Origin of the sequence: Colwellia psychrerythraea, from assembly GCF_000764185.1 — a bacterium.
In the GTDB taxonomy this organism is placed as follows: Bacteria; Pseudomonadota; Gammaproteobacteria; order Enterobacterales; family Alteromonadaceae; genus Colwellia; species Colwellia psychrerythraea_B.
The window spans coordinates 1-5,903 of record NZ_JQEC01000077.1; the positions used below are offsets into that span (position 1 = coordinate 1).

Here is a 5,903-nt window from a genome sequence, read left to right on the forward strand (position 1 = left end):
GATTATATTGTCCATTTTTACATTCGATAAAAAATAACTAACACTGCAACCTTGGACTTTCCTGTAATAAAAAATCAATAAAAACTTAATATTAAATTTACACAGGATATTTGCACGGAAAATCAATGTATTTTGATAGCAAAACATGGCTTTAAATTAGATAAAAATGCTTCCAAGTAAAGCATTACTAGTTTATTAAAATAGTTATTCATATCGGAGAGAGATAATGAAAAATAAAAATGATTCAAATCATTTATTGAAGAAGTTAGCGAGTAATACTTCAACGATTAATAAAAAAACAAAAGCTAATTCGGCCATCGCAGTTGCCGTGCTTTTATCTGGGATGACGATGGAGTCAGCAATGGCTGCTTGTGATATTTCACCAGATAACCGTTATGAGTTTATTGATAGTATCAGCTTAAATGGCTCAGCCTTTACAAATGGTAGTACGTTAAAGAATGGTGACATACTCGAATTAACACCGGGGTATAATGCTTATGCCTATAGAGAAAACTGGAGCGTATGGATTGATCTAAATAACGATGATGATTTTTCTGATAATGATGAACTTGTTTTTAGTTCGAGCAGTGCCAGTAAAAGTACCGTGTCAGCTACTTTAGTCATTCCTTCGAATGTAAACGCAGATAACACTGAAATGCGTGTCGTTATTCATTCTGACGACATTAGCCAAAATTCGTGTGGATTCGATGGTTACGGAGACAGTAAAGATTTTTCTGTCTCTGTTGGTGATGGAACAGACAATGGCGGTGGCAACTCTGATGATTATGCATTAAACCAAACACCTCGTGGTGGTAATAGTGAAAATATAACATCAGTTGAAATTAATAATGATAAATACACTACGGGTAATAATGACGGCTATGCAGACTTTGCCGACGAAAAAACCTTTAGTGTTAGCGATGGTGACCTTATTACTTTAACGCCAACATCAAATTGGGATGCCGATTGGGCGGTATGGATTGATAGTGACAGCAACGGCAGCTTCGACAGTGATGAAAAAGTATTTTCAGCTACAGGTAAGCGTGGCAGTATCGTTGAAGGGTCACTTAACTTAAGTGATATTGTAGATGGTACTGCTCGTATGAGAATTGCCATGAATGGCGATGGTAATGCCGATGCTGATGGTTTTAAATACGGTGAAATCGAGGATTACTCTGTAGATGTCGGTGATACTGACGCTGGCACAGACGACGGAGATACTGATGACGGAAAGTATGGTCCTGATGTTCAATGGAAACATGATAATGTACACGTAAAAGTATACCGATTTGAATTTACTGATGTTGATTTAGAGTACCCTAAGACTGCACTTGAAGATGAATTTTCAGAGATTCAGGATTACTTTGATGAGCAATCTTATGGTCGCTTTAGTGTAAGTTATGAAATTATTCCTGGCGTTATCAACACCGGTACCAAGAAGTCTACTTTTGATGATCATTCATCTTGGGACTGGGTTAATTATTACAAAGATACGCTTGTTGGTTTAGGTGAAGACCTGAATAATAAGGAGGATAATACCATCTATATGATTCTTGCTCCGCAACTGACTACTTGGGACGACGAGAATAATGAAACGATTGAGTGGGGACCGAAAGGTGGACCAGACCCTGGTGCTTTTAGAATGTATGATACAGGGAAATACGGGGTAAACGGTGGCGGTATGGCACATGAAATGGGTCATGCGATGGGCTTACACCATGCTGAAGCTATTGATGGTGATGGTGAAGTATTTGGTACCGGTGATATGGATCATGTGGTATTTCAAATCGGTGATGAGAAGTATAAAGAAAAAATCGGTTACGGGAATATCTTTGGCATGATGGGCAATAATGCATGGGACTTTGGTGGCCTTAATCTTTATTATAAAAATTTCTTTGCTGAATGGGATATAAAAGATGACGTGCCTTTAGTGACAAAAGATGGAACTTATAAAATTTATGCTCATGATCAGAGTGCAATTGAAGGTAATCTAGGTATTCGTGTCGCTGCGGGCAATGGTAAGTCGACCTACTGGGTAGAATACCGAACCAAAGATGGTGCTAACACTGATGGTGTACAGATCAATATCGCTGAATATGTCACAGAAAATGACACTCGAGAGTATTACTATGATACTTCTTACCTATTGGATATGACACCTGGCTCGATTTCTGAATTCGAAGGTGATCCTTGGAATGGTTATGACATGAAAGATGCTGAATTGGTTATTGGTAAAAGCTATAAAGATAAATGGGGTGCATTTACTATTACAACGAAGAGAACCGGTGGTACTTTAGGTACAGCTGGTGCTTGGATTGAAGTTGAAGTAGAAATGCACTAATTGCTTATGCTAAGCAATTAAACGCGCAATAACTTTGTAAGCAAAGCAAAGCAAACTCAAACATTTTCAAGGGCTGGGGAGATATCTTCAGCCTTTTTTATTAGTTAAAATTCAGTAATTGCTTGATGGCGTATTAATAAATGCTCTGAGTATCGTTTGAAATATTCTCAAGTAGGTAGCACTAAGTGAGCGCTATTCCCCACGCTTTAAATAATCTGTGCCAATGACTTTCTATAAAATTACCTTATAAGTATTTACTCTCTTATTAAAGTACCTTTGCATTTTTTGTAAGAGGGACATCTAGGTGTCGAAGTAACTGTTTGCTTAATTCATCTCATTTCAATAAACATTTATCATCATCTCAATGTTTATTTTTATCATATCAAAACACTTTAAATAGCAAGTTAGTCATCTTCTTTGCTTTTACTCTGTAAAAAGCTCATATGGCAGTTTTTTATGCTGTTTAGGTGTTTGTGTCGAGTGAATAATACTATTAAGTTGAATGCAGATGTTGTTTCATTTTCTATAGCTTGCACAGCGCAATTGCATCAACACCGGCTATATAAAGGACAAGCACTTTAAGGATACATCGCTCAATGGAAAGTCATAAAAACTATAAAAAATAAGGAATAATAAATTGAAAAATTCAAAATTATTAAATAGTAAGTTAACACTTTTATCATCCGTGATAATGGCCAGCCTTTATGGTCTATCGTTTAATACTTTAGCTGAGCAAGCGGACTCAAAAGTCATTTCTGTCACTCAGGCTGATGGCAGTGAACTGAATATTCGTCGTTGGGGTGATGAATTCTCTCACGGTTGGGAAACAGAAGATGGCTTTTCAGTCATTAAAAATGAAAAGACAGGTTTATGGTATTTCGCTCAAGCAGATAATGATGGTGAGTTAGTCTCATCGAAAACACGTGTTAAAAAAGGTGAAAGTAAACGCGAATCGAGTAAATTATTGCGCCGCGGTGGTAAGGCGAAGCAGCGTATTGATCAGCGACGCAAGCAAGCACATAACAAAAATGCATTTTCACGAGCTAATATCGATGGTGACGATGCTGTAAGTGGTGGTTATGCGTCATCACTTTCTAAAACTACCATCTCAGGTACGATCAACGTACCTATTATGTTATTAAACTTTGCTGATACTAACTCGAGCAATAGCCGAAATAATTTTAATGACTTTTTATTTAGCGACAGTAAGGGCCTAACCGCTTATTACGATGAAGTGTCATACGGAAAGCTAACTATTCAAGGTGGTTCATCAGGTGTTATTGACTGGGTTGAACTGCCTGAAAGTCATCAGTTTTACGGTAAAAATAACAGCGCTGGTTACGATGCTAATATTGGAGTGATGATTGGAGATGCCTTAGATATTGCTGATGCGAACGTTGACTTCTCACAGTATGCTGATGAAAACAACGATTGTGCTGTTGATTTAATTGCCTTTGTTTATCAAGGTAATGGCGAACATCAAGCGGTAGGCGCAAGTAATGATATTTGGGCGCATAAGTACAGCATGTATTATCTTGAAAGCGAAGGTGATGGTGATGGTAAATATGAAACCAATGATGCATGTCCTTCAGACAACTCTAAAAATATGATCATTAATGATTATTTTGTCGCGCCAGAATTGAGCACTGCCGGTGGGCGTGCCAATGTAGGTACCTTTGCTCATGAGTTTGGTCATGTATTTGGTTTACCTGATCTATACGATACCAACGGTTCAACTGATGGTGCAAATGCTGGCGGTGGGGACTGGACGCTAATGGCCTCTGGTAGTAAAACGGGACCAACAAGAGATGGTGAATCACCTGCACATATTTCTGCATGGGGCAAGTATATGCTGGGTTGGATTGACCCTATAAAAGTCAATGGCACCGATTTATCTGATTTTGAATTAAGAGAGTCGGCAAATAACGCTGAAGCTATTCTTTTTGAAAATCCAAGCAATGAAAATGAATACTTTATTGTGGAAAATAAAAACCAACGTGGTTTTGATGCATACACCCCCGGCACTGGTTTATTGGTGTGGCATATTGATGATGACATTGCAGCACCAGGATCTAACTTTCAAACACAAGGCAATGTGAATACTGTTTCGTGTGACTTAGGTTATCAAGACTGTTCAAATTATCATAATGGCGTGTCAGTTGTATCAGCGGATTATTATTATGATATGGAGCATGATTATAATGATGGTGATGAACATGACACCTTTGGCAGTGATGGTGACGGTGGCTCAAGTGAATATGGCTCTAGTAAAGACTTAGACACTGAGTTTGCTTCAAATTCTGAAGTAAATAGTAACTGGTGGGATAATAGTACCAGTGACTTTAGCATGAGTAATATTTCAGCCAAAGGTAATACCATGACCCTTGATCTTGGTGAGGGTGGCTCTGGTGGTGGAACAACACCTCCGACAGGTGACGATTTAGTACTTGAGAATGGTAGTAATGAAACCATTAGTGCAAGCGCCGGTGAAAGTGTTGTTGCTAGTATCGAGGTGCCAGTAGACGCAAGTAACTTAGTTATTGATATTGTTCATAATAGTGGTGGTGATGCTGACCTGTATGTTAATTACGGCAGTGTATCAGATAGCAACTCAGCAGATTGCTTCTTAAATACAGGTAGTTCAACAGAAGTATGTGATGAAGGAGAGTTTGGTGCAACAAAAGCAGGCACCTACTTCGTAACCGTTAAAGGTTACAGTGGTAAATCGTTTGACGATGTTACACTTTCGGCCTCGTATGATTCGGATGATGGCGGAACGGGAGGCGGAACAGCAGAAACTTCCTATGATGTAGGTGTTGCTAGTGGTAAATATCAGCATTTTGAAATACAAGTGCCAACGGGGGCATCAAGTGTAACCATTGATTTAGATAAAAATGGTGGCTCTGCTATGTTACTCGTAAAACAGGGCAGTGAGGCAAGTGCACGTGAATATGATGAACGTGATACTAGCGGTAATAATATAACCTTGAATAATCCTGCATCAGGTACTTGGTTTATCGCCATTCGAGGAAGAAATAGTGGTGTAAGTAATGGGACATTAACTGTGCTAATTGAATAAGTGATCAGCTGAGTAGAAAATCAAGGGTTAATTATTTAATCCCTCATAAGTGATTACATAGTCACCAAGTGTGATTCACTATAAAAGCTAGCCTCATTGTTTACAGCAATGAGGCTTTTTTCGTTAATTAGTTGTTATTAAAAGTCCCTTAAAAATGTAGTCACTAATATAGCCAAAAGTTAGTAAAATTTATGACAGTTTAGTACAATTTTATCCACGTATTGAATAACAATTTATCCAGAGAAGTAAATGCCAATCAATCTTTCGAATAGTTACCTTGACCTAGGGCAAAGCTTTTCCCAACAAAGCTTACCTTCACCTGTAGCTCAGCCAATATTATTACTGTGGAATGGACCTTTAGCACAAACACTTTCAATAAACTATTCTAGCCAAAAAGATAGTGAACAGCTGGCACAATACTTCTCAGGTAATCAGTTGATTGTTGGTAGTAAGCCGATAGCACAAGCTTATTCAGGTCACCAA

2 protein-coding genes and 1 pseudogene are annotated in these 5,903 nt (G+C 38.2%); all 3 read left to right on the top strand.

Features of this window, described 5'->3' with window-relative positions; all coding sequences use genetic code 11:
* Positions 1–226 precede the first annotated feature (226 nt).
* A complete protein-coding gene (locus GAB14E_RS24360) occupies positions 227–2,341 on the top strand; it encodes a GEVED domain-containing protein (protein ID WP_052094203.1) in 2,115 nt (704 codons plus the stop codon).
* 637 nt (positions 2,342–2,978) lie between these two features.
* A complete protein-coding gene (locus tag GAB14E_RS00010) occupies positions 2,979–5,420 on the top strand; it encodes a M6 family metalloprotease domain-containing protein (RefSeq protein WP_033084711.1) in 2,442 nt (813 codons plus the stop codon).
* Positions 5,421–5,669: 249 nt separating this feature from the next.
* Positions 5,670–5,903: pseudogene (locus tag GAB14E_RS00005) on the top strand (hypothetical protein); the annotation flags it as partial.